We start from the raw sequence: 25,142 nt of genomic DNA, 5'->3' as shown, positions 1-25,142 counted from the left end.
TGGCGGAAGAGTTCAGCAGTTCGCCCGCGATAGGCAAGCCGTTTTCTATCGGTCAATTGAACGAGAAGTTGCTGGCGATTCTGGCGCTCCCATAGAAGGCGGCTTCGTGCGTTTCCGTGCGTCGGATGCCGATCGGCTTCGTTCTTGAGCAAGCCGTTTGCGCCGCGCCAAGGCCAGAAGGGCCGGAAGCGGATCCTCAGAAATTGTCCACACCAGGCGGTGATGTCGGCTCAGTCCGTCCGCTGGATATAATCCTTTACTCGGCGGCGGGGTTGATGGGCTCGGCACCGTGACGGGAGTGGATAGCCGCGTTCCATTCGGAACTGAACATTACACGCGTAGCAGATCGAAGCACGAGCCGCAGAGATGCCGCCCTACTAAAGTCTTTCAGAGTGGATTGACGCTCCTGTGCCTGCGCTGGGGTCTGCCAAAAGGCGCCGCTGACAAGCGCGCTAATAAAGCCGCGGCCTTCCATTGAAAGATATATCTGACGTCCGAGCCAAGCTTTTGATCGAGGACTCGATAAAGGGGCTGCCATTGAAGGAGTTCTTCCTGGTGCTCTCGTCCACGGGCCTTTCCTATCGCGATGCGAACTGGCGTGGCTATACGGCGGCGAACTCGGCGTGACCTTCCTCAGACAGGACCCCAGAGGACCGACGAAAGTCCAACGTGGTGGCCGCTGACCACACCTGAATAGCGGAGCTTCACATAAAGCCTGGGTTCCGAGGCAGGTACTGGGCCCAACTGCCGAAATCGCGGGAGGACATCAGCAGCATCGGAAACTTGATCCGCATACCGTGCTCGAGCGCCGTCGTCAGGACAGCTTCGCCCGCGCCCGGCAGAAATGCCGATACTTGCGGTGCGCCACTCTCAACGGCCAGCCGCAGCGCCGTCCTGAAGGCTGTTGTTGCGGCGCCGGACTGCAGAACCGCGACCGGTCCGATATGGCCGCCGGCATCGACATAAACGTAGCCGGCCCAATCGTCTCCGTCGTAGAGGCTGAAGCCTCGCGTCCGGCTGTCGTTGATGAGATAGCGATGATGCTTCTGCCGGGATACCCCAAGCACCCGCTCATCCGCCTGCGCGAGGCGAGCCAGCGTCGAAGCGTCTTCGTCGAGCGGAGCGCATTTGAATTGCGGCCCACTCAGGCGGTCGATCAAACGCTCTCGGGGCACACTGACGGTGTAGATTGGAAACCGCGGAAAGAGTCCATGTCGGATGTAGAGCCCCTGCGAGACGGCGTTGAAGGCAAAGGTGATCAGAACCGTGTTGGAAGCGCCGGATTTCCTGGCGTGATCCAGGGTCCGCTCGATCAGCTCGTTGCCAATACTCCCACCCTGGCGGTTAGGCGAAACGAAAAGCTGCGCCAGAAACCAGATGCCGCCGCAGACCCAGCTCCAAGCAAAGCCGAGGATCCGCCCCTCGTCTTCCGCAACCCAGAGACCGTCGGGATCGTCCGCCAGAGAGAACGACTGAAAATTCGGAGGACTCGCTGCGGCCATGGTCCCAAAGCCATGGCGGGTTGTGAGATCGTTGATGCTGGAGACGACAAGCGCATCGGCAAGCTCCAGGTCTTCCGCGCGCGCAGGCCGGCAAACCACCGTCATCGAACACCTCCACGGACACGCGCACGTCGAAAGGATCTTACACCTGCTGCGGAAGGATCAGCCTTCACAGCGTCAGGCCTGGAAAGCCTCCCCGAGGGATTCTGCCGCGCCTGACAGGACGGCGAGCCATCGACGGATGCCGCATAGAGCGACCTCGCCGGCAGCCAAGGCACAACGCGACCAGACGCTGGAGTCCGAGCGCTCAGCTCAGAACCATTCGCCCGGCGTGTATTTATCGACGATCAGTACAGAAAGGGACAGCAGCAGGCCCAGGCCACTGAACATCGCCACCGAAAGGGCCGTGTCGATGTCTTCGATCGATTTCGCGGACGCGCGGGGCAGCAACCATGCAATCGCAGCATTCATGTCACTCTCCATTGAGGCCGGCCAACACCCGACGCCGGGCCACAACAGCAGGCGTTCGTTTCAGAATGACTTCGCGGGATTGACGAAATGGCTTCTCGAGATGGCGAAAACGCGTCTCTTCTGGCGCGGACGGTCCGCCTCCTCTTCTACTGCCTGACGAGGCCGCGCCAGGCTTTGCGTGTGTAGGGGCCGATGAAAATTCCGGTCTTCATGCAGGCCTGCCCCGCACCGGCACACTGCGGATCCGCGTCTGGATGCCTGGATTCGTCCTGTTTGCAGTGCGCGATCGCTTCTGAGCACGTCGCTGCGGAGGCCGGCGAGGTGAACAGGCAGGCGACGAGAACAGCAGCTGTCAGTATTCGCATGGGGAGCAAATCCTGGCGATCGCTGCATCATAACCGGAGCGCCGGGTCGCGGGGAAATTCCTATTTCGCCGGCGGACGCAGCGGACCGTCGGCCCACTTGCGGGCCGTCGGGTCCTGCAGCGGGTCGTCGGCGCAAGTGGTGCACACGTACCGCAGCTTCCCGTCGGCGATTTCGTCGGGCACAGCCTTCATCGGCCTGCCGCACGCCGGGCACGCCTTCCGGACCGGATAGGACACTGCCATCTGATTTCCCCCTGCGACGGCCAGTCTACGTCCGTCGCCACCGCGATCTCAAGACGGTCGCGGAAAGTTGCATGCGCTTGCCGACGCTTCTTGACTCCTAGACCGCGGGCTACTCAACTTGAGGAACTGATATTGTGGAGGTGCGTGATGGAGCAGGAGTTCTACCAAAGCCTCGCGCAGCGGGTCCGTGTCATCGCCGAAAAGGCCGATCCGTTCACCCGACGTCGTCTGCTGGATCTCGCCAAGCGGTACGACGCCAAGGGCGGCACCGGGCGATCTGGAGCAACTGAACGACCGCTACCGGTCCCGCGCACCACGCCGCCGGCTTCCATCTTCTCCGGACCGGGCGAGGCCTGACTTCCACCGGCGGGCCGTTCCGTCGCGTTCAGTCAAACCGGATCCCCGCGATTGTGAATTCAGGCCGCGCCCTATCTCCGCGTGAAGCTTGCCAGCGAATGCTCGAGGAAGAAACGCAGCATCTCCCTGGTCGCGTCCGGCCCGCGCGGATCCGTGTAGGACCCGGCAGGACTGCCTCCCGACCAGGCATGGGCGGCCCCGTGGACGCTCCAGTGCTCGGACATGTCCAAGCCATCTGCATCGGCGAGGATGGTGCGGGTATACGCGTGCCCATCAGGTACTCGCCCGCGAAGAATCTTCGTCTCGCTCGACCCACGGAGGATCCGGTCAGCATTGCTCGGATGCACCGTGGTATCGTGATCGCCATGGAAGACGATCGTGGGCACCAATGCGCCAGCCGTCCCGATCGGTCCAGCGCTGCCCTGCCGCATAGCGGCCAGTGCGGACGGAAGGTCGCTGGCAGCCCCGCAGGCCAACCCGGAGTGAACGCCGACGGCGGCATATAGGTCGGGATACGTCGCACCCATGATGGCCGCGGCGGCCCCGCCGGCCGACAGGCCTGCGACGTAGACGCGCTTGGGATCGATAGGATGCTCCCGCATGATCTGGCGGGTAATGCCGGCGATCAGCGAAGGCTCCCCGCCATCCCGCCGCTGGTCCCCCGTGCGAAACCAGTTCCAGCATTTCGCATGGTTGGCTCCGCGTGGCTGCTCCGGATAGACAACGAAGCAATTCCGCTCTTCCGCCAGAAAATTCATCCGGGTGCCGGCGGCGAAATCGTCCGGTGATTGGGTGCAGCCGTGAAGCATGACGATGAGGGGACGCGGTCCTCCATCAGTGCGGCTGGGGATGAACAGCTTGTAGGTCCGACTTCCCGCCGCGTTGGTGAAGGTGGCAGCGACGAACCTTGTGGCGTCCGGTGCAATATCCGCCTTGGACAGTGGAGCGCGCCCGACCGGACCTGGCATGCCGAAACCGGAAAGATCTTTAATGCCGCCGAAGGGCGCGAGGCCTTTGTGTCGTTTGGCAGGCGTGGCTTGCGTGGACGGCCCGCTCTCCCTCTTCTCGACGACATTGGCCTTCAGTTCGAGTGTCGGCGGCTCGAGCCTCGCACGCTCGACAGGCGCAGTATTTCCCCTGGTCGATGCGGGGCCGGCGTCGCCACGCAGCATTCGCTGCAGCAGTGTAGTGGCTTCGACCAGTTGGCCGGCGCGTGTGAGGCGAGTCGCTTCGCGAACCATGTCTGGATTCAGCATCGTTTCACCTCGTTCGGTCGGCGAGAGCGGCCTTGACCGCAGGACTGGCATGAAGGGCGCCGAGCACCGAGACCGAGGCGATTGTCGCGCGGGCCAGCTCGGGCGTGACGTCTTGATCGATGGTCGCCAGGCCGAGAACGTTGATGTGCAGCATCTCCCCGGCGCGTCGCGCTCGTTCGAGGTCGACGCGGGCATAATTACGCAGCCCCAGGTCCAGACTTTTGCGGGCCGTCGACTGCTTGACCACATCCGCGTGCCGCTCGAGCTGGTTGCGTATCGCCGTCCGAATGAAATCGGTGCGGTTCGAATAAAACCCTTCCTGCACCATGAGATCGACCTGGCCGAGGTCCACATAGCCCAGGTTGATTGTGATCTTCTCCGTATCGGGGGTCCGGGGTCGCAGTTCGCGTACATTGTCGGTCATCAGGTACATCCATTCTTCCATCCGCCCGGATGGGGTAGGGATGGTAAATGGACCTTTACGGGATAAATTCAAGGCGGCAGGCAAACATCTCCCGCCGCGGTTTCGGAACCGAATCCGCTGCCGTTTCGCGAACGTTCCCAGGGTAGGACGGACCCTTCGTCCAGCCGTCAGATCTAACCGTCTGAAACACCTGAGGGCTCATTGGGCGGCGTGCTATCATCGCGGCTACAGGAGGAAGACACATGTCCGCTTCCAAGAAGCCATTAGCACCCGATGATTTTCCGGTGACCACCGACAGACAAAAGATCAAGAAGCAAGATGGCGAGCCCATCGCCACTACGGAGGATCATGAAACCGCTGCCGACTTGGCCGAGCGCATCAACGACGACGAAGCGCGCCGTGAGGAGGACAAGTGGTCGGCCTGAGCGCGTTCTCTCCAACAGGGTATCGATCAACTTCAGCAGTTGCTGGCGCTCCGGAGCGCTTGCGCCGCTTCGCAGGAATTGGCCGATATCCGTATGGGAGACTTGGCCCCTGAGCTGATGTTGCGCTGGTGTTTCACGACGGGCGTATTCGTCCGCGGATCTCGCGTCAGCAGACGTCACCATTGCTGACTTCGTAAAGAACTCGCTCGGTCATGCCGACCAATCCAACGGGCGCTAATCCGTTCCAGATTGGCCTTAGGGAGGTCCGAGCACTGTATCGATTTCCTCCTCGCGAGGAGCTGGGCGCGCTGTCGCAGCGCGCTGAGCAGCTACTTCTGCCCGGACGGCGCCTGGGCGTTCGAGTTGTTCGGGTTGTTGGCGTTCTGCTTGTGGGCCTCATGATGCCCGATTGCGCGGTCAAGGGGTCGCCGCCCGCCCCTCGAGCCGTTGGCACAATGCACAGCAGGATACTGCGGCTGAAGGTCCCCCGCGAGCTCACGCGCCATTCGGTTCGGTGAGGCCGTCCCCGTCGGGCTGCTGGCCATCGCAAGAGGGCAGCTAGAGAAACGGTGGACGAGATCGAGTCCCGGCAGATGAAGGCTTCGTTTCCGCGGTTCGTCTTCTACTAATACATACGTGCCTGAGCTCCGCCATCGTCCGGCTTTAGGCCCTTCCTGTGCTTTAGCAACGGTGATCGATGCTCAGGTTGGGGAACGCATCCCAGTCAGGACCTCGCGCACGGAAAAGCCGGAGCCGGTGCCGAGATTGAAGCCGCCGGCAGATCCCTCTTCCAACAGCTTCAGCGGGGCGACGTGCGCTGCGGCAAGATCGGGGACATGGATGTAGTCGCGCATCGCGGTCCGGTCGGGAGTGTCGCGTAGTCGTCGCCGAACACGGCGAAGTTGCAGCGCCATCATCGGAATGAGATGCGTCTCCTTGTCACGCAATTCGCCGATGCCGCCGGCCGGTCGGCACCGCTGGCATTAGAGCGCGGCAGGTATGCGAACCGATATAGCCCGCGCCTCCTCGGGCCAGGACAGCGGGCCGCTCAGTCATTTAGTTGCTCGCGGACGTCGGCGGATGCGACGGTCCCCAGGTCGCCAACGCGTGATTCGGCGCAATCATCGCCTGCTGTCGCGGTCGCAAGAGCGTCGCAGAGGTCGTGCTGCCGCTGGAGAGGATTCTGTCATCCACGTTTCGCCTTTTCTTCGGGGCTCAACGGCTAGGGCGGCTCAGAGGATAGCCTTCATCGCGCTCATGTCTGGCCGACGACCTTTCGAACACGATCTGGCGTGTGACGGCTGCGCATCAATAGCAGCTCGAGCTACCTTCGTAGTGCCTGTTCGCAATGGCGTTAGCCTCGCCAGTGCAAGCCAGAACCGCCCGCAGAATGGCGGTAGTTTCGGCGTCGAACATGGGGAACTCCTCTTCCTGCACCCGAAGCGATACCGGAATCCGGGATTTCAGTGGCGACATCCCTCGCCCCTGATCGCGGCCGCATGCTCGACAGTCCAGGCTGGCACGTCACGACGGCGAAACTGGAGAGCCAGTGTCCGGGCGCAGCACGCGACTTGAGCCGCGCCCGCTCGCCTGACTTCGCCGGCGGCTACTTGCCGCTGCCCTGCCCTGCTGAGCCGGACGTGGCGTTGCTCGTCGCAGGTTGACCCGTCCGATCCCTACCTGGACTGATCCCACCCGCCGCATTGTTGCCGTAGCTGTTGCCCTGGTTGGTATGGATGGTGCCGCTGGCGTTCGTGCCCGCGGTACCCTGCACGCTCGACGAATTGGTCGTCGTTTGTCCCGCTGCCGACCCGCCCGAATTGCTCTGCGCGAGGGCAAAGGGCAAGCTGCTAAACATGAGGCTCAGAAACATCGCGATATACTTCATGTTCTATCTCGGCTCCGTTTTCGAAATGGATCTGCAGCCTCGTCGTAGCCACGCCGGCTGCTAACGAACATCAGCGCCATCAGTCCGCAGCCAATCGCGAGCGAAAAGAACGATCCAAGACCAAGTGCGATCCAGCCGTTCTCGTCCATGGCGACGTCGTCGACGCCATTGGTTGCATCCGAGACCCACACGATACCGACCACAACAAGTGCGAGCATGGCGCACAACGCGACGATGAGAATTGCCTGACCTAGGCTTAGGCTTCGCATGGGCGGCTCCTTCGACCGGCAACTGCAACGATGCGCCGCAGTTCCTCTTTCCGGCTGGGTCGCCGCTTCGCAATCTCTGCGTTCAGATCACAGCAGACACGGCCGCCTGCGTCGGAAGGGCCGGCATGCGCGAACGAAGGTAACGGCGGTACGCACGGCAGCTGAGAGGACGATCAACAGCTACGTACTTCTGAAGCCGTCTGGGTGAGGAAGCCGGCGGCTTTCTCTGTTCGAACGGGCGGCCGACGCCAGCTCACTAGGAACTGCGGCACCGTCCACGGTTCATCTCCGATGGAAATGATCGCGTTTGCAGTCCTTGCGCTGGTACTTGTCTTCGGCATCGCTCGCCTGACCGCCGGTCGACGAAAATCCCCGCAGGAACTTGGCCGGGGCCAGGCCGCGCGCGAGTCCCGCCAGATCCTGAAAGAGCTCGCGGCACGAGCCGGAGATAGCAGCGCGCCGGCGCAAGTTGCAGTCGATCGCAACAACCGCATCGTCCCCAGCGATCTCAGCCGCAAAGGGCAGCGAACGAATGCGCCACCTCGCGATGACGAGCCCATGGCCTGATCGCTTCTTCGGGCGGCGTCCCAGTCGAAGCGCTTTCAAGCGCTCGACCGAGGGGAGCCATCCGCGCGAGCCTCGCCTCACATGCAAAAGGCCCCGGCCGGAGCCGAGGCCTTGCGGCATCCGCCCTGCACGGCCGAAGCAGGTCTATACGTCTTGTCTAAACGAAACGGCGGTGACCGAAATAACATGTGATGGGGTAACGGAAAAATTTGACTTGCGGTCGATCCGCCCTACCAGCGTTTCACGGGGGCCGGCAGACGGCCTAATATGAAGCCATGCCGCGCATCGCTTGGGTGAACCATACGCCGCGTGAATCGCGGGAGGGTTTATCGCCGAGATCGGCCCAAATGCCGGTCCCGATCAGGAGGAACGCAATCGTCAACGTCAATAAACGCCCAGTATAGCATTGCTCCACTTCAGCTATAATCTGCGAACGCAATGCAGGTGATGGAGGAACGTTCCTCACCACGATCGCCGTTCGAGATTTGGCAGCGAAGCCGGTGAGCCACGCCTTTCGGAGGACATCGGCCCAACTGATCTGCTCGCGACCGATCGGTTCCGGTTCGCCATCGCGGTGGGCGTGCGCAAAGGCGACGACGCCTTGCGCGACCGACTGAATTCATTCATCGACGAGCACCGGTCCGAGATCACCTCGCTGCTGCGCAGTTAAGGCGTTCCGCTGGTGGACCAACCGGTTGCGGTATCGGGAGGACATGAGTGATGTCTGCTCCAGTGCTGCGCGCGAGCGCCCTTTCGTTGCTGCTGGCGGTTGTGCCGAATGGTGCGGGGCTGGCCCAGCAGACTTTGCCGCAGTCGCAGGAGGCGCAGATGCCGACGCTGTCTCCCCGCCCGAATTACGGTGGCAGCGTCGGCAATGGCAGGCCCGGCGTCTTCATGCAGGTCCCGGTCAGTCACCTCCATCCCGGCGCGCAGCCGGACCCGCCGCAAATCAAGAATCCTGTGCAGGGCGATCCCAATGCGGAGCAGCGCGGGATGACTTACTATGTCAACTTCAACTGCGTCGGCTGCCACGCACCCAATGGCGGCGGCTGCATGGGGCCGGCGCTGAGCAACAACACCTTTATTTACGGCTCGCAGCCCGAGAACATCTTTCTCTCGATCTACCAGGGACGGCCCAACGGGATGCCGGCGTGGGGCGGCGTACTGCCTGACAGCGTCATCTGGGACCTCGTCACCTATATCGGCAAGATCAGCAACGAGCCGAGCCACCAATGGGGCCGGACTTCCTTCCTCGGCGAAGCTGAAGTGGAGCAAGTCCCGACCGAACAGGTCTCGACGACCGATCCCTGGTCTGCCACCAAGTCTTTCAATTTCGGCCAGAAGCCCTGACCGCCGGGAAGCAGCGATGGCAAATCCGATCACGAGATTGCTAGTCACCGCGCTGCTGGCTATGACAGGCGCCGCCTGCAAGGCTGCGGGCCCGGACAATTTCATGGGCGACGCGCGTCGTGGCGCCGACCTCGTCAAGCAGTATCATTGCGGCGGCTGTGTCACGATATTCCCGGCATTGCCGGCGCCGAAGGCAATGTCGGCCCACCCTTGCATCGGATCGGCACGCGGACCTACATCGCCGGCTACATCCAGAACTCGCCGGACAACATGGCTGATTGGATCGAGGATCCACAGCGGGCGTTGCCGGGCAATGCCATGCCGAGAATGGGCTTCCCGCAGAAGGACGCGCGGGATATCACGGCGTTTCTCTATCGCTGAAGTGACCATCATGACTCCGACGCATCGTTCAACGAACTGGTTCCGTGACGCGCCATTGCTGGCCGTCACTGTCGTGATCGTCATCATGAGACTGGGCCTCTTGGCTGGCGGTGCCTGGCTCGCGGCCCTCGGTGGCTCCGTCTACTATCTGATCGCGGGCATCATGCTTCCGCTCACGAGCTGGCTGCTCGGGCGCCGTCGCGCCGAGGCGCTCTGGATCTATCCCGCGCTGCTGGCCGGAACGATGGCGTGGGCGATCTGGGAGGCCGGCCTCGGTTTCGCAGCAAGGAGGCGACCGAATTCAGCTACATGTTCATGGGCACCGAACGCAACGCGGCGCCGCTGCAGCCGGGGCGCTACTGCGAAGGCCCTTCGCTCGACGGCCAGGGGTCGTTCAGCTTCCGGGCCGGGTTCGAACCTTTGGGCGAGGAGCCTGTGCTCGGACCGGCGCGGCCGGATAGCGGCGCACAGGTCGAGCAGATGAACGAGCCCCCGGTAACGAACGCGCTGGCGTGATTCTCGTGCAACGGGCGGGGTCGGCCGATGAAAGGGACGGCCTTGGCCGATGTCTAGCGACGCCTAGCCACCAGAACGCCCAACAGAAACGCCGCGAAGACCGCTTGCAGCGGCGCCGCTCTGGTCATCCTCCTCAGCTGGTCGGCCAATTGCGCCGAGGTCGCTAGGAAAGGCGTATCGAGTCCTGTTCTTGTATCGCCGTGCGGCGCGTGCGAGCCGTTCTGCGCGGTGACCTGATCGTCCACAAGACCGGACGCTTCGGTCATGGCGGAGCTTTCCTTGATATCCATCCTGATCCTCCAGTGCGGTTTTCCGGTCAGCGATCGACCTCGCCGAAAACGATGTCCAGCGACCCGAGGATCGCCGAGACGTCCGCGAGCAAATGCCCCCTGCAGAGAAAGTCCATCGCTTGCAGGTGGGCGAACCCCGGCGACCTGATCTTGCACTTGTAGGGACGGTTCGTCCCGTCCGCGATGAGGAACACACCGAACTCTCCCTTCGGAGCTTCGACGGCGACATAGACCTCGCCGGCGGGAACGTGGAAGCCCTCGGTATATAGCTTGAAGTGGTGAATCAGCGCCTCCATGGAACGCTTCATCTCGCCACGTCGCGGCGGCGCGACCTTGTTGTCCTGCACGAGCACCGGGCCTTGGCCGTCCGCAGACTTCAGCTTTTCGATGCACTGCTTCATGATGCGAACGGATTGCCGCATCTCCTCCATGCGAATGAGATAGCGGTCATAGCAGTCGCCGTTCCTGCCGACGGGAATGTCGAAGTCCATCTCGGCATAGCAGTCGTAGGGCTGTGCCTTTCGCAAGTCCCAGGCCGCGCCCGACCCCCGCACCATCACGCCGGAGAAGCCCCACGCCCAGGCCTGCTCGAGCGTCACCCGGCCGATATCCACGTTTCGTGCCTTGAAGATGCGGTTGAGCGAGAGCAGCCGATCCAGATCGTCGACGACGCGCAGGAACGGATCGCACCAGGCTTCGATATCGTCGATCAGTTCGGGTGGAAGGTCCTGATGCACGCCGCCTGGACGATAATAGTTGGCATGCATCCGACTGCCGGACGCACGCTCGTAGAACACCATGAGCTTCTCGCGCTCTTCGAAACCCCAAAGAGGCGGCGTCAAGGCCCCGACATCCATCGCTTGCGTCGTGACGTTCAGAAGATGAGACAGGATGCGGCTAATCTCGTGATAGAGCACCCTGATCAGCTGCCCTCGCCGCGGAACTTCAAGCCCGATCAGTTTCTCGATCGCCAGGCAAAATGCGTGCTCCTGCGTCAAGGGAGCGACATAGTCGAGCCGGTCGAAATAGGGGATCGCCTGAAGATAGGTCTTGGCCTCGATCAGCTTTTCGGTGCCCCGATGCAGAAGACCAATGTGCGGATCGACCCGTGCGACGACTTCGCCGTCAAGTTCGAGCACGAGCCTCAGCACGCCATGAGCGGCGGGATGCTGGGGACCGAAATTGATGGTGAAGTTTCTCAAGCTGGGAGACTGCTCAGGCATATCGCTTCCGATCGAGGGCATCCCTCACCTTAATCGTGATTGACATCGGACGGCTTCACACAGGTTAACGATTCGCCTCGAACCCTGGATAAGGAGCCATGAACGTTGCACTTTGGAACGCCGCTTCACGAGCGACGTTCAATGTTGAAATTGGAGATTTTCATGAAACATCGATTGCTCCTGGCCGCCGCCTCTCTCGCGCTCGTGGCGGGCATCGGCTCCCCATCGGCGGCCGTCGCACAAGACCGCTACTGCCTTCAGGGCCGCGTCTGGGGCTATCCGGGCAACTGCCAGTTCGCCAGTTACGCTCAGTGCATGGCGACTGCATCGGGAACGAACGCCTATTGCGGCGTCAATCCTCGCTATGCCTATGCACGGCGATATAGGGGATATCGGTGACCGGCCCAGGTTGCCGACTGGCAACCGAGCCCCATTCTGACCCGTCCCGCCGCTGATCCGAGCGGCCCCATGGCAGCAGAGCAAACGCTCACGGCCGTCGTGTTGGCGGGCGGTCTCGGTCTTGGCGCGTATCATGGCGGCGCATTCGAAGCACTCATTTCTGTCTCGCCGCACATCGACTGGGTCGCCGGCTCGTCCGCCGGCGCGATCACGGCCGCATTGATCGGCGGATGTCCCACCGGCGACCGAATCCAGAACTTACGCAGCTACTGGCATGCTGCCGCGGCGCCTGTCGCTACAACGGACGCCAGCCGCCATCTGTCTGCCTGGCTGAGCTCAATCAATACCCGCCTGCTTGGCCACACCGGCTTTTTCCATCCCCGTCTCCCTCTACCGTCGTTCCCGTTCACCGGTCTGTACGATCTCGGCCCAACACGCGAACGCCTTCAGCGGCTGATCGATTTCGGGCGCCTGAACAACGGCGAGCTGCGCATCTCCATCTGCGCAACGGACCTCGAAAGCGGCGATGCCGTGCTGTTCGACTCGTCGTCGGAGCGGATCGAAATGGATCACATCCTGGCCAGTTGCGGATTTCTCCCCGAATTCGCTCCGGTGCAGGTTGCCGGGAGATGGCTCGGCGATGGCGGGTTCTCGCTCAACGCGCCGTTCGATCCGGTCCTCGAAGCTGCAGCCTCGCTTCGTCTTTACGTCGTCGACCTCTTTGCGCGCGACGGCAGCGTCCCTGACGGACTAGAGGCCGCGGCTGAGCGCAAGAGCGATCTCACCTTCGGCAATCAGACCTTTCAGCGCCTTCGTCACGCCCTCGAAGCTCGCCAGCTTCGCGCCGAGCTACAGGGCCTGGATCGCAACGACAGGATCTATCTCCTGAGCTACCGGCCCGGCCGCGAGGAAGCCGGACCTGAGAAATCGTTCGACCTGTCGGAACCCGCCATGGCGCAACGTTGGCGCGCGGGCTTTTTGGACATGCAACATGCCGGATCCCTGGCTCCCGGAAACGGGATATGCAACGTACGACGAGGGTAGGGCGTTTCAGCGCCAGGGACCGCTTCAGTTCTCTCGCTCGATACACTCGCGGATGTCCAGCAAAAACCGGCTCACACCATCATCCGGGCTGACGCCGTCAGGCGGCGCTATGGTGGTGATGCCCCAGTTCGCCAATACCGCTTCCTGCACCGGATTGCGTTGCGTGACGAAAGCGAAGGACCTCGGTCGGTCCTGGCGGTGCCCGGACTCGTCCCAACTCTGCCAAATCCGGTGCAGCAGGAGCCGAATGTTGGGATCGGACATGCTGTATCCGATGAAGAGCAATGTGCTTCCCAAAGCGTCAGCGCGAAACCGGATATCGAGTGGCGAGTCGAACGCGAGCCGGTTGAGGAAGTCGGTCTCGGTCAAGACGAGCGAGGCATCGTCGTCGAAGTCGCCATGGAATTTGATGATGTGCGTGACGCCGGAACGGGCGCTTGCAATGTCCTTTGCGTTGCTGATCTTGGCATAGGGCTTTTCCAGGACCTCGAAGGCTGTCTCGAGGTTGCGGTCGTAGTTCGTGGTGTAGATGGTCGGAAAATCGAGCTCCACGATCAGCTTGTGGAGGCGCGAGGCCGCGATCCTGTCCGGGTCGACGCGCCAGTTGCGGTCGAGCCAGCTGCGGAGCGGGCCGATTCCGCCGCGCTTCAGCCGGTAGTACTCCGCCAGCATCTGATAGCCGCCGTGCATCCCAGCGATCACGTCGCGCTCAAGTCCAAGATCATCCAGCAGATGGTCGATCAGGGATCGCCAGGACGGCAGGCCGACAGCCATCGAGACGCCGGCGCCGACGAACAGGATCGCGCAGCGCCGCTTGATTGCAGCGGCCAGTACCTGATGAGGCGGTCGCTCCTCAAATGCGAGTCCGGTCGGTTGCTGGTTCATCTACCTTGAATAACTGGACGAGACGCGGGTTCCTGGAGCCATGCCGTCGCTCAGCTGCGAGGAGCCGGTCTTCTCCGTCTGCGCCGCGAAGCGGGCGATCAGACGCCGAAGCTGCGCCTTGTGTACCAGACGGCCCGCCGTCTTCGGCGAGACCCAGATTGCTTCGCGCTCTCCCTTTTCCGGCCACCAGCGCTCCTGCCCGTGGACCCTCATGGGAAAGACGGCAACGTTCATGGTCCGCTTGCGATCACCCTTCCGTTTGCGATGCTTGAAACTGCCCAGCGCGCGCTTTGCGGTGACGCCGACAAGGCCGGCCTCCTCGTAAGCTTCGAGTGCAGCCGTACGATGCGGCTCCGTCTTGCGCATCGGCGATCCCTTCGGGACACTCCACCTGCGCTTGCGCCTGGTCGTGATCAGCATCACGCGCAATTCGGAATTGTTCAGCATGAACGGCAACGCGGCGAATTGTTTCTTGCCCATCAGGCGCCTCCAGTTTGGTCGATAAGCCAACGCCGCAGCCATCGTTCCTTTCTGCGGGGAGTGTCCGTCCCCCGTTGAGGCGCCCGTCGAGCTTCGCCCGATCCTCATGGCTCCGTCGCCATTCCTTTGGTGGCGTGGGTGACACGGTTTGTAGCCAAGCCTCGATCAATGCGAGCTGTGCGTAGAAATTCGTCAGGTCGGGAACGAGGTCCTTGACCACTGGCTGATGCGGCAAGGGCAGCACGCGCAGCGGCTCGCCGTTCGGAACCTCCTCGCTCATGGACTTGGTGCAGGCGAGCGTGTTCTGGCCGGCGACATTCATCGAGCAGGAGCCGCACACGCCTTCGCGGCAGGACCGCCTGAATGTCAGCGTGGAGTCGATGTTGTTCTTGATCCAGATCAGACCATCCAGAACCATGGGCCCGCAATCGCTCATATCGACGAAGTAGGTGTCGAGCCGGGGATTGCGTCCGTCGTCGGGATTCCAGCGATAGACCTGGAATTCGCGCAACGATTTGCTGTCCGGCTTGGGCCAGATCCTTCCGTTTTCGACGCGGGAGTGTTTCGGAAGCCTGAACTCGACCATGTTACCTCCGGGAAGACATGAGGCGTTGACGAAAAGCCGCGGCGTTGAACTCACTTGCGCAGCTGAACCGCGCATCAGCCGGGATTGAAGCAGCGGAGTTGCAGAAGATCATCCAGCGACACACCCAAGAGCACGATGCGAAAGGCCGGTGCTGTCGCGAGCATCAGATGGACCCTCCCTTGCGTGGCGGCGCGTGTCATGGCGGCGCCGATGACCAACATGGCCGCACCCCATAGCAGGAAGCCCATGTCCCAAAAAATGCGCTGCTCGTGAGGCACGGTCTCATTCACCTGGTGCAGCTTGAAGATCTCATGGTCCACCACGCCTTCAACCAGATTGAAGATGCCCCAACCGAGCAACACCGCGCCGAGACACTGGCCGCGCGACCAGTGGATGTCAGACCTGCGCGCCCGTTGCCACAGCACATACCGCCCGAGGAGCACAGCGACATAGGCCGCGCTGTGGAAGATGCCGTCCCAGCTCGTGTTGAGCTTGACGTTGTCGATGGAGTTGAGCGGATACCAGCCGCTTAACATATGATGCCATTGCAGCAGCTGATGAAACAACACCGCTGGCGCCACCGCCCGCGCTGCTCGCGCTTGCTCCGCCCGATCCTCCCGAACTGCCACCGCCGCCACCTCCACCCCCGCCACTCTGCGCCGAGGCGGCCCCTATCGACGCGCTCGCCAGTAAGGCGATCAGCATCAAGCTCGAACTTGTCCTGGCCATTGCTCAGCTCCTCTCACGATCATTGTGGGTGTGCCATTGATCTGCGGGAGCTTATCGAGCTGGAGCTAACGGCGCACGGCGACGGTGGTGTAGAGCGGGGCAAGGTCACGATTGACGGTCCACCGGCCATGCTGCCTCCCAGCTCAGCTCAAAGATTCGCGCTTGCGATCCATGAACTCGCCACCAATGCGCTCAAGTACGGGCATTGAGGCAACCGGCGGGTAGGCTCGATATTCTGTGGGGACTGGAGGGAGCTAACGGGTCAAAGCGGCGAGCCGTGCTTGACTGGCGCGAGAGCGGCGTCCAGATGCCGGATGGAAGCGGCCGTCCGGCTCGGAAGGGCTACGGCAGCGAGCTGATTGAGGGCGCGCTCCCCTACCAGCTTAATGCCAAGACCTGTCTGGAATTTGGTCCCGACGGAGTGCGCTGCCGGATCGCAACCGAGATTGAGAGCCATGGGCTGTGGATGGCTGATGCAGCGAGAAGTGTGCTGCAAGGACGACACGTTCTGGTGGTCGAGGACGAATACATGATCGCTGTCGACCTTGCGAGGGCTCTCGAGGATCTCGGCGCGACGGTGATCGGTCCCGCAGCCTCCTTGGCAGATGCCCTGGCGCTTGTCGCAGGAGAGTCGGCGCTCGATTTTGCCATCCTCGCCGTGAATCTCGGTGTCGAGAAGGTTTTCCAGGTAGCCGACGATCTGCGCGCGCGAGGAGTGCCGTTCATCTTCGCCACCGGCTATGACCAGTGGCTAATACCGAGCGCATATGCTGACGCCCCCCGGTTTGACAAGCCGGTCGACCGGAAAGGCTCGATACTGCTCCGGTCGAGCAGCTAAGCCACTCGCGGCAGCAGGGTTAGTGAGGAGAGACGATAGCGGCCACGCCAAAGGCCACCACGCAGGCGGCTGCTAATGACCACAGTGTTATCCTGATCTCTCTAGGCACGTCCGGTAATTCCGGAGCTGGAACCGAGTTCCAAAGGGGAAGCCTGGCTCCTGCAGAGCAGTATGCCCAGCTCCCGTCGACCGGCCAAAAAAGACGGCCTCAGGACGGGGCGGATCTGAGGCCGAGGATGCCTTCCCTATTCGCCTCAGGCATTTACGCCAAACGAAGCCCAAGGCTATGTTCAAGGGGGTCGCGGGTTAGACGGTTCCATCATGCCCTCTCGACGCTTTGGCGGAGTGCATCAACGTTAACGCCGGACGCGGGTTGCTCTCTACCTACTTCGACCCGGTACCGGTATTTGCAGGAGCTGTGGATGGGGCGCTGGCCGGAGAACCAGCGCCCGACCCGGTCGTTGTTGGCCGGATCGTTGAGCTGGTTGTGGTTGCGGGCGCGCTGGTCTGGTTGGACGCGATAGTGTGGTTGCCGGTGCTGTAGAAAATGGCGGCGATCGCGGCGATCACGACAATTGCGATGACCACCCAGGCTATGGGGTTGTCACGGTAATTCCGATCTCGATTGATCATGCGGAAACCTCTTCGGGCTAGACAAGCCAACAAACCCGAGATCCCTCCAACGTTCCTACCGTATGTAGCGCCCACTTTGGCCGCCCCTTCAGCAGGCGCGGCGCGAATGCTAACCTGCAATCCCAACACCTCAACGGCCGCTGCAATCGCCCGCTTGCGGCTCGACGCGCTTCCGCAGGATGTATCTTCCCGAACTGGCATGACAGTCGCGGGCAAGTCAGGCCAAGCATGGGCGCTTGAGGTTGTGATTCCAGCGATGAAGCACGTCACCGAAGGCCCTTTTACCGATGCGGAAGTCGCCGCGCTTCAGCTCGTTCAGCTGGCTTCGGGCATCAAGGCAGTACAGGACGGCAGAATCCATATCGAGAAGATCAACTACCCATTCCTCTACACGCTCAAGGCAAGCGGCGCGGAGTTCGGCGCCGGCATCAGGTGCGCTGTCGAGAAGGGCTGGCTGGAGCTGCATGAGAGCGGCACCTATGTGCGATTGCTGACGCCGGCGAGGATTTGCTGCCGACGACTGAGTTGGTCCCGCGAGTTTGACGAGCCGATCGTGCTGCCAGACGGCAGCAAGGTGGTGACGCTCCTTGACGCCGGCGATTACACGGTGCTTTGCCGTGGAAAGAGCATCAGGCTTCCGTTGGTTGCCACGATGTCCCGGCCGTTTTCCATGGAGGTAAAATGGCCTTCGCGACCGCCAACTTTCATATGCGAATGGCATACGCGACGGCTAAATCAAACTGGCGGCAAGGCAATGCTGCAAAAAGCCGGCCCCAGAGGATGATTCCTGAGGCGGAAGTTCTACGCGTACGCTCCGAGACATCGCCCGGAGCTGGAGACGAATGCGCCCCGATTGCCGATTGTTCCCGACGGGTCGCGGAGCCGGCCCATGATGCATGTTAAGCCTTCTGCCGATTGTGGAAGCGGCATATTGCAAGCCTGAAACGCTGGATTACGATCATCTCACCGGGGCTGGCTGCATATTTCACTTGATCCTTTTAGCCCGGCTTCATTTGACCACGCGCGGCCACAGCAGTGTCCCCTGCTGCAACCTTTAGCGGCCAGCAGCTTCCGGATAACGCCTCGGTGAATGAAACCGTTTGCCGCGTTGCGCGAAGCACTCCGGAAATGGTCGGGGTCTACCCTCCTCCCACTACCGAGGGGATCTGAACATGATCACGCTTAAAGCATTTGCGCTTGTTGTTGGTGCCGGATTTATCTTCACGGCGTATTCCGGTGATCTGGGCGCTGACGTGGTTCTCGCCATCGTCGCTTGCCTCTCCTAACGGAAAGGCCCGCCAGCGAGCGCGCCGCAGCTCGCGATTAGCGCGATTGACGCAAGCTACCCGACGCGCGGGGCCGTGGGGACATACGCGGCCTTCTTGTGGTTGAGGGCGCGCCCGCTCAGCCAGCCCCCGCGGGTCCTCCCACACCTTTGCTGCGGCAAGCCTCGCTCGCTCAATGCCTATTGCGAAGGCGTCTTGTCGCCGCGGTTGACACCAGCCTCACGGCGAGAACGTCATTGACGAGCGTGTGCAGTCGCCACAGCTCTTCAACCGACATGCTTTCAAACGGCTTTCGTTCCACGAATCCCCCGACTTTTCGGGGCGTAGCGAGGGTGAGGTCTGGCGAGGTCCTTCTTCCTCTTTTCGATGGCCCTTCTTCGGAGAGCTAACCGAATGCCGCTTCAGAGCGGACGCCAATGCTCTCGCTACCGCGCGGGCGATCTTGCCTGCAGCCATTGCCCGTGCGCCATTTGGCAATGTTCATTCCTCCTTTTTGCCGGAAGACCCCATGCCGCAACACCCGCGTGCTTTGGCCGTTCCGATTTAACCCCTTACACTTGGTTGAGAATGGTACCGTGCGGCTGTGTCTATCCCCCGCTTGCAAAGCCCGGGAAGAGCATCATGCCGCCGTCGATGAACAAGGTGGTGCCAACCACGTAGTCGGCCGCATCTGAAACCAGCCAAGCGACCGCTTGCGCGATATCGTTTGGCTCACCGATGCGCCGATAGGGGACCAGCGTCATCAGGCTGTCGTAGGCTTCCGTGGTTTCCCAGGCGGATCGGTTGATCGGTGTACGGATGGCTCCAGGCGCGACGCCGTTGACCCGGATGGCCAGCGGAGCAACTTCCTGCGCCAGGCTTCGCATCATCTGCATGACGCCACCCTTTGAGGCCGCATAGTTCGCATGACCTGCCCAAGGGATCTCCTGATGGACGGAGCTCATGCAGACGAGTTTACCAGCTGCTGCAGAGATGTCCTTCACTACACCTCGTCTCTTGAACTCACGAATTGCCTCTCTGGCGCAGAGAAACTGGCCCGTGAGATTAACGCCGATGACTTTGTTCCACTGTTCAAGCGTCATGTCATGAAACGGCGCATCCCGCTGCAATCCGGCATTGTTCACCACGATGTGCAGAGTTCCAAAACGACCTATAGCGCTGGAGAACATCGACTGGACGTCCTCCTCGTTGCTGACGTCTGCCTTGATCGTGATCGCCTTGCGGCCAAGCGCCTCGACTTGATGGGCCACGTCGTCCGCTGCTTGTGGGTCAACGACGTAGTTGACCACCACATCAGCGCCAGAGGCCGCGAGCCCAAGGGCCACCGCGCGCCCGATTCCAGAGTTTGCCCCCGTCACCAGCGCTGGTTGCCCTTCCAGTATGGTGGGAAAGCGAACCGGCCATTGAGCTCGCGCCTCCGGATCCGCTGAGGCAGCCGGATCGATCGGCCTCTCTGTCATACGTGTCTCCTCGTCGTGCCGTTACTTTCGTCCGCCTTGCTCGGCAGAGCTTTCTTGCTACCGCGATGCTCCGATGGCTTTTGGCAGTGGGTGAGATTATGAGCAGTGTTCACTAGGGCGATGTGCGAGAAGGCCTGGGGGAAGTTGCCGACCAATCGATTTCGCCCGGTGTCGTACTCTTCCGACAGCAGCCCGACGTCATTGCGCAGAGCAAGAAGACGCTCGAACAATGCCTTGGCGTCAGCATCGCGGCCGATCAGGTGATAGGCATCGGCCAACCAGAAGCTGCAGGCCAGAAACATGCCTTCACCAGGCGGCAGGCCGTCCTTGGTCGCCTTCGTATCGTATCGCTGCACAAAGCCGTCCTTGAGCAACTCGCGTTCGATAGCTTCAATGGTCGATATCACCCGCGGATCTTCGGGCGGCAAGAAACCTACCGCCGGGATCAGCAGCAGGGATGCATCGAGCTGGGACTCACCGTAGACCTGAACGAAGGTCTTTCGCTGTTCATCGTAGCCCCGTTGGCAGACATCTTCCTGAATGGCTGCGCGCTGCGCTTTCCAATCGTCCACGGGACCGCGCATCCCGAACTCGTCGGCCGATTTGATGGCTCGATCGAAAGCGACCCACGCCATGATCTTTGAGTAGGTGAAGTGCTTGGCGCCGCCTCGCACTTCCCAAATACCTTCATCCGGCTCAGTCCAAATTCCCTTGAGGTGGTCGAGGAGGGCACATTGAATTGCCCAGGCTCGCTTGTTCTCGGCGAGGCCGCCTCGGCGGGCCTGGTATAAGGCGTCCATCAACTCGCCATAGACATCAAGCTGAAGCTGGCTGTGGGCCGCGTTCCCAATTCGCACTGGCTTTGAGTTTTCGTATCCCGACAGCCAGGGCACCTCCCACTCGGTTAGCCTGCGCTCGCCTGTGACGGCGTACATGATCTGCAACTGGTTCGGGCTTCCCGCCACCGCGCGTATGAGCCAGTCTCGCCAGGCGCGCGCCTCGTCGTAGTAACCGGCCCCCATCAGGGCCAACAGCGTTAGCGTGGCATCGCGGACCCAGCAGAAGCGATAATCCCAGTTGCGAGAGCCACCAATTTGCTCCGGAAGCGAGGTCGTGGCGGCAGCGACAATGCCGCCGCTGGGTCCGAACGTCAGGGCCTTGAGAGTTATGAGAGATCTCAGAACCTGGTCGGAATATGGCCCGGCCGCTTCACAGCGGCTGGACCAATCGCGCCAGAAACTTTCTGCACGATCGAGGAGAAGCGACGGATCGTCAGGGGAGGCTGGATCTTCATACGATGTCTGGTAGGAGAGAACAAAGGCAGCGCGTTGGCCCGGTTCGACGGAGAACGCGCCGACTGTCTTCATCGATTTGCCGTGCAGCGGCACCGCCGTTCTTAGCACCAGCATGGACGCTCCCGCGACCAAGCTGACTGCACCATCCTCCAGGCGGCTCACCCAGGGTACACTGACCCCATAGTCGAACCGTGCGACCAGCTCGCTCCGCATCTCGACCGATCCTTCGACGCCCTCAACGATCCTGACGACGTTCGACACGCCGGTCTTGGGGGGCATGAAGTCGATGAGACGTGCACGGCCTGTCTCCGTCGCGAAGACGGTCTCCAGGATCAGCGTGCCTGGTCGGTAGCGACGCTCGGTCGTATATCGGCCGATCGGGCGAAGGCTCCAATATCCGTTCTTCTCGTCCCCCAGCAGCCGCCCGAAGCAGCTATCGGAATCGAACCGCGGGAAACAGAGCCAATCGATTGAGCCGTCGCGCCCGACTAGTGCGCCGGTCTCGCAATCACCAATAAGCGCGTAATCTTCGATCCGGGCCATCAGGACACCCTTGATGGTCAATGGAAAGCCGCACCCTCCAGTTCCGCGTTCAGGTGGTCCCCGGCATGTACTTTCGTCTAGAGCGCTGACAACGCGGAAGCAGGACTGGATGGTATCAGCACCGCGCCCTACGCCTGCGCTGACCGGTCCGCCGGCCCTCGCCACTCTCAGCACCCCGCATTTTAATGGAGGGCGCGTTTTGCCGACGAGAGCACCAGCCGAGGGGTACCTGGTGGCATCGAGAAGGAGGCAGACGTCCGGAGACTGGTACGCGAGGCTAGGTGGGCGCCTTCAGAGAATTGAGACGCTTGCGGAGAAATGCCAGCACCATGATCTCGTCGGAAGTGAGCTTGGCGTACTGGCGCTTGAACTTCTGCGCGATCTTGGCATCAATCATCTTCACGAGGTCACCGGACATGTAGGCGTTCAGGACTTCCGGGTGCACGTAGCACTTGCGGCAGATCGCCGGTGTGTTGCCGAGCTGCTTCGAGACGCTTTCGATGGCGGCGACGACGTTGCGCTTGGCCTCGGCCTGGCTGTCGTACTTCTTGAATTCGGCAAGCGCCAACGCCGCCAGAACCGTTCCCGCCCAAGTCCGAAAATCCTTGGCGCTGAAGTCCTCGCCCGTGATGTCCTTGATGTAGGCGTTGACGTCGCCGGAATCGACGGTGCGGGGCTGTCCGTCGTCGTCCAGGTACTTGAAGAGTTCGTGTCCCGGGATCTCCGCGCAGCGCTTCACGATCGCGACTATCCGCTTGTCCTCGACGCGAAGCTTCCATTGTTTGCCCGACTTGCCCGTGAAGTCGAACCGAAGGACGCCGCGGCCGACCTCGACGTGCTTGCGGCGCATGGTGGTGAGCCCGTACGACTTGTTTTTCTCGGCATACTCGGCGTTGCCGACCCGGATCAATGTCTTCTCCAGAAGACTAACGATCGTGGCCAGCACCTTCTCGCGGGGCAGTCCGTCCCGCTTCATGTCGGCGGCGACCCGCTCCCGCAGCGCGGGCAGCGCGGCAGCGAACAGGATGATATGCTCATACTTGTTCTGGTCTCGGAGTTCGCGCCATTTCGGATGGTAGCGATACTGTTTGCGGCCCCGCGCATCGAGCCCGGTTGCCTGGATGTGGCCGTTCGAAGACGGGCAGATCCACACGGATTCGTAGGCCGGCGGGATGCCGATCGACTTGATGCGCCGGATAACGGCGGCATCTGTGATGCGCTTCCCGTCCTTGTCGTAGTAGCTGAAGGTATTCCCCGTCCGCTTGCGGGTGTAACCGGGCGCGGAGTCGCTGACATAGCGAAGGCCTTCTTCCGCAATGGTGGCTGCGACCTCGGCCGTGCGGTCCAGAACCTGTTCTTCGTTGCGAGTCTCTCGGAGCATGGGCCTGTCCTCGGAAGCACCCGGGGATCGAGGCTCCACTCCTTTCTAAAGGAATGAAAACAGCGGTTGGTTCCGTTCGGAGATCTGTGGGTCGTATATGCAGATCAGTGCCGCGCAGAATACCGAAGCTAGAGCCGGTGGTTCCTCTCGACGGGGCGCTGCGCAGGCTGACGATGGCGGCAAGGCCCAACTTCAGACAATCGCCACAAAGTTTACGGACACGCTTTCCCAATTAGTCTGTGCGAAGGCCGCTATGTCCCAATATTCGCTCGATGTGTTGCGTCAGCGCTATGTCGTCGAGAAACGACCACTCGAGGCCAGCGTCGAGCAGATCCTGCGGGCTGACGGCCGCGCGGGAGCACGTGCCATCCTGGCATCCATCGATAAAAGGCGCTTCGAAAACAGGTCCGAGGGGCAGCGCCTCCGCAAGATGCTCCGCTTCGAGACCTCTCTCTGGGCAAGCGGCCATCATGCCGTGGCAGGCGTGGACGAGGCCGGAATGAGCCCTCTTGCGGGGCCAGTATCGGCGGGCGCGGTGATCCTGAAACCTGGCACGCGGATAGTCGGAATCGACGACTCGAAAAAGCTCGACGCTTCAGCTCGCGAAGAACTCGCGCAGGAGATCAAGGAAAAGGCTGAGAGTTGGTGTGTGGCGTTCGTCGAAGTCGAGGAGATCGACGCGATCAATATCTACTGGGCGGGCATCCGAGCCATGCAGCGTGCGGTCCGGGGGCTGGGAGTGACGCCGCAGCACTTACTGATCGACGCGAAGCGGTTGAAGGAGATCGAAATCCCCCAGCAGGCCATCATCAAGGGCGACGCCAAGTCCGCCAGCATCGCTGCTGCGTCGATCCTGGCGAAAGTCGAGCGCGACACGGTCATGCGGACTCTCGACTTGTGCCACCCCGGGTACGGATTCGCGGATCACAAAGGCTACCCCGTGCCGGCTCACTACGAAGCTCTTGCCAGGCTGGGTGCATGCGCAGCTCACCGCCGGTCGTTCGGACCTGTACGCAAGGCTCTCGGGTTGCCGCCCCTGCCGCCTTGGCCTTCGGCAGCCGAGCGCGAAGCCGGCTGACCGGGTCGGACGTCTCTTCTCGGGTCGGTTATTTTCGCGACCAACTCTTTTCGCGAGCGACGTCCTTGGCCTTTTTGTCGGACCGCAGTCCTAGATAGACCGGCTGGCGCAGCTCTCCCTTGCTGGTCCACTCGGCGAACTTCACTTCCGCGACCAACGAAGGCCGCACCCAGGTGGTGACCCCCTCGTCCTTCACCTTGGCAGGAAAGGGCGACTTGGCTGTCTTGAGCCTCATGAGCTTGCCGTGAAGCTCTTCGAGAACCTGGTGGCTGAATCCGGTGCCGACGTGGCCGATGTACCGCCACCCGTCGTCTTCACGCACTGCCAGCACCAGGGCGCCGAAGAAGGGCCGTGTTCGCCTCGGCGCGGTGAATCCGGCGATCACTACCTCCTGCCGCTGCGCGGTCTTCACCTTCAGCCAATCGGCCGTCCGTCGTCCGGACGCGTACGGGCTGTCGGCGCGCTTGGCCATGATGCCTTCGAGATGTCTCAGCTCGGCTTCTGCAAAGAACTTTGTGCCGCTGCCTTTGCGGTGGTTGCTGAACGCGATCAGCTTGTGGCGCGGCAGGAGGGCCTTGAGCCGCTTCTTGCGCTCGAGAAGCGGCAGCCCACGCAGGTCCTCGCCGGCTGCGAACATGAGGTCGAACGCGCAGTACAAAAGCTTGACCTCGTGACGCAGGGCGTTTTGAAGCAACTGGAAATGGGATACGCCGTCCTTCCCGATCGCAACGAGCTCGCCATCGATCACGGCGTCCGCCTTCACTCCCTCGAGTGCTTTCGCGACATCGACATAGGAGTGGCTGATGATCTTCCCGTTGCGGCTGTAGAGCACCACGCGACCGCCTCGGATTTCCGCGACCATGCGGAAACCATCGAATTTGTCCTCGAAGACCCAATCGGGATCGTCGAACGGCGCATCCGTGAGCGTGGCCAACATGGGCTGCAGGCGATAAGGCAGGGTCGATTTGCGGGCCATGG

Annotated in this window: 29 protein-coding genes and 1 pseudogene; 11 read left to right on the top strand and 19 right to left on the bottom strand. The window is 61.8% G+C overall.

Annotated elements, in window-relative coordinates; translation table 11 throughout:
* Positions 1-704 precede the first annotated feature (704 nt).
* From RX329_RS09130 to RX329_RS09120, 3 genes are all read right to left on the bottom strand, one after another.
* Positions 705-1,607 carry a GNAT family N-acetyltransferase gene (locus tag RX329_RS09130; protein WP_085394078.1) on the bottom strand — a complete coding sequence of 301 codons (903 nt, stop codon included), beginning with the start codon at positions 1,605-1,607 and terminating at the stop codon, positions 705-707.
* A gap of 207 nt (positions 1,608-1,814) precedes the next feature.
* Complete coding sequence (locus tag RX329_RS09125) at positions 1,815-1,973, bottom strand: hypothetical protein (RefSeq protein WP_317245713.1); 159 nt, start codon at positions 1,971-1,973, stop codon at positions 1,815-1,817.
* A 146-nt stretch (positions 1,974-2,119) separates the two neighbouring features.
* A complete protein-coding gene (locus RX329_RS09120; protein ID WP_085394077.1) occupies positions 2,120-2,338 on the bottom strand; it encodes a hypothetical protein in 219 nt (72 codons plus the stop codon).
* A 390-nt stretch (positions 2,339-2,728) separates the two neighbouring features.
* Here RX329_RS09120 and RX329_RS09115 point away from each other — a divergent pair, with 390 nt between their 5' ends.
* Entirely contained in the window at positions 2,729-2,938 is a 210-nt protein-coding gene (locus RX329_RS09115; protein ID WP_317245712.1) for a hypothetical protein, read from the top strand.
* A 71-nt stretch (positions 2,939-3,009) separates the two neighbouring features.
* Here the strand turns inward: RX329_RS09115 and RX329_RS09110 are convergent, their stop codons facing one another.
* Positions 3,010-4,194: an alpha/beta hydrolase family esterase gene (locus RX329_RS09110; RefSeq protein ID WP_085394074.1), complete on the bottom strand. Its 1,185-nt coding sequence runs from the start codon at positions 4,192-4,194 to the stop codon at positions 3,010-3,012.
* Between the two features lie 4 nt (positions 4,195-4,198).
* Positions 4,199-4,618 carry a CopG family transcriptional regulator gene (locus tag RX329_RS09105; protein ID WP_317246395.1) on the bottom strand — a complete coding sequence of 140 codons (420 nt, stop codon included), beginning with the start codon at positions 4,616-4,618 and terminating at the stop codon, positions 4,199-4,201.
* A gap of 242 nt (positions 4,619-4,860) precedes the next feature.
* Here RX329_RS09105 and RX329_RS09100 point away from each other — a divergent pair, with 242 nt between their 5' ends.
* Entirely contained in the window at positions 4,861-5,043 is a 183-nt protein-coding gene (locus RX329_RS09100; RefSeq protein ID WP_317245711.1) for a hypothetical protein, read from the top strand.
* A 701-nt stretch (positions 5,044-5,744) separates the two neighbouring features.
* On the opposite strand, the gene RX329_RS09095 is transcribed toward RX329_RS09100, so the two are convergent.
* The 3 genes from RX329_RS09095 to RX329_RS09085 all read right to left on the bottom strand — a co-directional run bounded on the left by RX329_RS09095 (position 5,745) and on the right by RX329_RS09085 (position 7,200).
* The gene (locus tag RX329_RS09095) at positions 5,745-5,990 is read right to left on the bottom strand and encodes an NAD-dependent epimerase/dehydratase family protein (RefSeq protein ID WP_317245710.1); all 246 of its coding nucleotides are present in this window, start codon (positions 5,988-5,990) and stop codon (positions 5,745-5,747) included.
* Positions 5,991-6,649: 659 nt separating this feature from the next.
* Complete coding sequence (locus tag RX329_RS09090) at positions 6,650-6,931, bottom strand: hypothetical protein (protein WP_317245709.1); 282 nt, start codon at positions 6,929-6,931, stop codon at positions 6,650-6,652.
* Complete coding sequence (locus RX329_RS09085) at positions 6,928-7,200, bottom strand: hypothetical protein (RefSeq protein WP_317245708.1); 273 nt, start codon at positions 7,198-7,200, stop codon at positions 6,928-6,930. Before RX329_RS09085 ends, RX329_RS09090 begins: the two co-directional genes overlap by 4 nt.
* 291 nt (positions 7,201-7,491) lie before the next feature.
* On the opposite strand from RX329_RS09085, the gene RX329_RS09080 reads away from it, so the two are divergent.
* The 4 genes from RX329_RS09080 to RX329_RS09060 all read left to right on the top strand — a co-directional run bounded on the left by RX329_RS09080 (position 7,492) and on the right by RX329_RS09060 (position 10,014).
* Positions 7,492-7,767 (top strand): hypothetical protein, encoded by a 276-nt coding sequence (locus tag RX329_RS09080; protein ID WP_317245707.1) that lies wholly within the window; start codon positions 7,492-7,494, stop codon positions 7,765-7,767.
* Positions 7,768-8,487: 720 nt separating this feature from the next.
* The gene (locus RX329_RS09070) at positions 8,488-9,117 is read left to right on the top strand and encodes a cytochrome c (protein WP_317245705.1); all 630 of its coding nucleotides are present in this window, start codon (positions 8,488-8,490) and stop codon (positions 9,115-9,117) included.
* A gap of 147 nt (positions 9,118-9,264) precedes the next feature.
* The gene (locus RX329_RS09065) at positions 9,265-9,498 is read left to right on the top strand and encodes a hypothetical protein (protein ID WP_317245704.1); all 234 of its coding nucleotides are present in this window, start codon (positions 9,265-9,267) and stop codon (positions 9,496-9,498) included.
* 249 nt (positions 9,499-9,747) lie between these two features.
* Complete coding sequence (locus tag RX329_RS09060) at positions 9,748-10,014, top strand: hypothetical protein (protein WP_317245703.1); 267 nt, start codon at positions 9,748-9,750, stop codon at positions 10,012-10,014.
* A gap of 53 nt (positions 10,015-10,067) precedes the next feature.
* On the opposite strand, the gene RX329_RS09055 is transcribed toward RX329_RS09060, so the two are convergent.
* Both RX329_RS09055 and RX329_RS09050 read right to left on the bottom strand, forming a co-directional pair.
* On the bottom strand, positions 10,068-10,304 hold the full coding sequence (locus RX329_RS09055; protein WP_085394062.1) for a hypothetical protein: 237 nt from the start codon (positions 10,302-10,304) through the stop codon (positions 10,068-10,070).
* Positions 10,305-10,330: 26 nt separating this feature from the next.
* Positions 10,331-11,527 (bottom strand): NADH-quinone oxidoreductase subunit D, encoded by a 1,197-nt coding sequence (locus tag RX329_RS09050; RefSeq protein WP_317245702.1) that lies wholly within the window; start codon positions 11,525-11,527, stop codon positions 10,331-10,333.
* A gap of 162 nt (positions 11,528-11,689) precedes the next feature.
* Between RX329_RS09050 and RX329_RS09045 the strand changes: the two genes are divergently transcribed.
* Complete coding sequence (locus RX329_RS09045; RefSeq protein ID WP_201263779.1) at positions 11,690-11,926, top strand: DUF3551 domain-containing protein; 237 nt, start codon at positions 11,690-11,692, stop codon at positions 11,924-11,926.
* Positions 11,927-12,025: 99 nt separating this feature from the next.
* Positions 12,026-12,970: a patatin-like phospholipase family protein gene (locus tag RX329_RS09040; protein WP_317245701.1), complete on the top strand. Its 945-nt coding sequence runs from the start codon at positions 12,026-12,028 to the stop codon at positions 12,968-12,970.
* A 24-nt stretch (positions 12,971-12,994) separates the two neighbouring features.
* On the opposite strand, the gene RX329_RS09035 is transcribed toward RX329_RS09040, so the two are convergent.
* The 4 genes and pseudogenes from RX329_RS09035 to RX329_RS09020 form a co-directional block, all read right to left on the bottom strand.
* A complete protein-coding gene (locus RX329_RS09035; RefSeq protein WP_317245700.1) occupies positions 12,995-13,855 on the bottom strand; it encodes an SIR2 family NAD-dependent protein deacylase in 861 nt (286 codons plus the stop codon).
* Positions 13,856-14,275 carry an NUDIX hydrolase gene (locus RX329_RS09030; RefSeq protein ID WP_317245699.1) on the bottom strand — a complete coding sequence of 140 codons (420 nt, stop codon included), beginning with the start codon at positions 14,273-14,275 and terminating at the stop codon, positions 13,856-13,858.
* A gap of 142 nt (positions 14,276-14,417) precedes the next feature.
* Positions 14,418-14,921, bottom strand: a pseudogene (locus RX329_RS09025) (2Fe-2S iron-sulfur cluster-binding protein); the annotation flags it as partial.
* Between the two features lie 74 nt (positions 14,922-14,995).
* On the bottom strand, positions 14,996-15,565 hold the full coding sequence (locus tag RX329_RS09020; protein WP_317245698.1) for a DUF2243 domain-containing protein: 570 nt from the start codon (positions 15,563-15,565) through the stop codon (positions 14,996-14,998).
* A gap of 362 nt (positions 15,566-15,927) precedes the next feature.
* Between RX329_RS09020 and RX329_RS09015 the strand changes: the two genes are divergently transcribed.
* Positions 15,928-16,488, top strand: a complete 561-nt coding sequence (locus tag RX329_RS09015; protein ID WP_317245697.1) for a hypothetical protein — start codon at positions 15,928-15,930, stop codon at positions 16,486-16,488.
* Between the two features lie 384 nt (positions 16,489-16,872).
* On the opposite strand, the gene RX329_RS09010 is transcribed toward RX329_RS09015, so the two are convergent.
* Positions 16,873-17,121: a hypothetical protein gene (locus tag RX329_RS09010; RefSeq protein ID WP_161495103.1), complete on the bottom strand. Its 249-nt coding sequence runs from the start codon at positions 17,119-17,121 to the stop codon at positions 16,873-16,875.
* A 256-nt stretch (positions 17,122-17,377) separates the two neighbouring features.
* Between RX329_RS09010 and RX329_RS09005 the strand changes: the two genes are divergently transcribed.
* A complete protein-coding gene (locus tag RX329_RS09005; RefSeq protein WP_317245696.1) occupies positions 17,378-17,905 on the top strand; it encodes a hypothetical protein in 528 nt (175 codons plus the stop codon).
* A gap of 1,089 nt (positions 17,906-18,994) precedes the next feature.
* On the opposite strand, the gene RX329_RS09000 is transcribed toward RX329_RS09005, so the two are convergent.
* The 3 genes from RX329_RS09000 to RX329_RS08990 form a co-directional block, all read right to left on the bottom strand.
* On the bottom strand, positions 18,995-19,867 hold the full coding sequence (locus RX329_RS09000) for an SDR family oxidoreductase (protein ID WP_317245695.1): 873 nt from the start codon (positions 19,865-19,867) through the stop codon (positions 18,995-18,997).
* A complete protein-coding gene (locus RX329_RS08995) occupies positions 19,864-21,705 on the bottom strand; it encodes a glycoside hydrolase family 15 protein (RefSeq protein ID WP_410706280.1) in 1,842 nt (613 codons plus the stop codon). Before RX329_RS08995 ends, RX329_RS09000 begins: the two co-directional genes overlap by 4 nt.
* Before the next feature lie 277 nt (positions 21,706-21,982).
* A complete protein-coding gene (locus RX329_RS08990) occupies positions 21,983-23,086 on the bottom strand; it encodes a DNA topoisomerase IB (protein WP_317245694.1) in 1,104 nt (367 codons plus the stop codon).
* Between the two features lie 253 nt (positions 23,087-23,339).
* On the opposite strand from RX329_RS08990, the gene RX329_RS08985 reads away from it, so the two are divergent.
* Positions 23,340-24,164: a ribonuclease HII gene (locus RX329_RS08985; RefSeq protein ID WP_317245693.1), complete on the top strand. Its 825-nt coding sequence runs from the start codon at positions 23,340-23,342 to the stop codon at positions 24,162-24,164.
* A gap of 28 nt (positions 24,165-24,192) precedes the next feature.
* Here RX329_RS08985 and ligD read toward each other — a convergent pair whose 3' ends face one another.
* On the bottom strand, positions 24,193-25,140 hold the full coding sequence (gene ligD, locus RX329_RS08980; RefSeq protein ID WP_317245692.1) for a non-homologous end-joining DNA ligase: 948 nt from the start codon (positions 25,138-25,140) through the stop codon (positions 24,193-24,195).
* Positions 25,141-25,142 lie beyond the last annotated feature (2 nt).

It is taken from the genome of Bradyrhizobium sp. BWC-3-1 (genome assembly GCF_032917965.1).
In the GTDB taxonomy this organism is placed as follows: domain Bacteria; phylum Pseudomonadota; class Alphaproteobacteria; order Rhizobiales; family Xanthobacteraceae; genus Bradyrhizobium; species Bradyrhizobium canariense_D.
The sequence above is the reverse complement of the archived record's forward strand: the minus strand, read 5'-3'. Positions and strand labels throughout refer to the sequence as shown.